The sequence below is a fragment of the Bacillus sp. LR--39 genome (genome assembly GCF_053613335.1).
This window is the reverse complement of the sequence record NZ_JBSIOT010000445.1, coordinates 1-958: the sequence shown is the minus strand read 5'-3', so window position 1 is coordinate 958 and position 958 is coordinate 1. Positions and strand designations below refer to the sequence as shown.

General features: G+C 44.4%; 1 protein-coding gene. It reads left to right on the top strand.

From position 1 onward, the window contains the following. A partial coding sequence (locus ACWHAR_RS23960; RefSeq protein WP_452088050.1) for an acyltransferase family protein occupies positions 1-800 on the top strand: 800 nt, incomplete at its 5' end. Between the last annotated feature and the right edge of the window lie 158 nt (positions 801-958).

Below are 958 nucleotides of genomic sequence, written 5' to 3'. Positions count from 1 at the left end.
TGATGACCAGTGCGATGGGGGGAGAGATAACCTTTCTCGCGTTTGTGCAAAAGTATCTGGCGAATGTATTCCTAGGAAACTTTATCGGGTACTTCATTCTCGTCATCTTTCAGTTTTACATGCTGCATATGATGTTTCATGAGTATTTGAAAAAAGCATCTCCGAAATGGGTGCTGTCTATCTCATTTGTGGTGACAGTCGCTTATTTAAGCTATTTCTCCGCAGTCAGCCCGGCTCCTGCTTCTAAAGAGGGCGGGTCATTTCCGTTTTTCTGGGTTCCGTTCGCAGGCTGGCTTTTCTACTTTTGTCTAGCCTACTATTGCGGAAAAGAATACAAGCGTTTCTTAGCGCTGCTGAACCAATACCGCTGGGTCGTATACGGTTGCGCAATTGCTTCTGGTGCGCTGGTTGTCACTGTTTCTTATGTCGGCGAAATCGGCATGATCAGCTCGAAGCGGCCTGATATCATGCTGTATTCGACAAGCATGATTTTCCTGTGCTTTCACTTGTTTTCTAAAATGAAGCATGTGCCGAAAATCATGATGTTTATCAGCAACTATTCCTTTTCGATTTATCTGCTCCATGCCTATTTTATGATGATAGGCTACGTGTTGCTTTTGAATATGCCCGAAATTCCCGCCGTACCGGCTGTTCTCCTGCTGTTTGCCGTGTGCACAGCCGGCCCGATTATGACCTCATGGGCGCTGAATAAGTTCAAATACGGGTATTTATTTGTGGGGAAAATTTATCAGCCAAAACAGAAGAAGGTAACAGTCGAAGTGCGTGATCACGCAGGGTGAAAAACAATCGGCAGGGGGGCTCCTGCCGATTGTTGTGTATTAAATCATACAGTATACACAATCTTTTTCTTGTAAAATAAAGGAGAAGAGTGAATAGAAGGGAGAACATTCATGACATCAGTCAATCTAAGCTACCCAATAGGAGAATACAAGCCGAG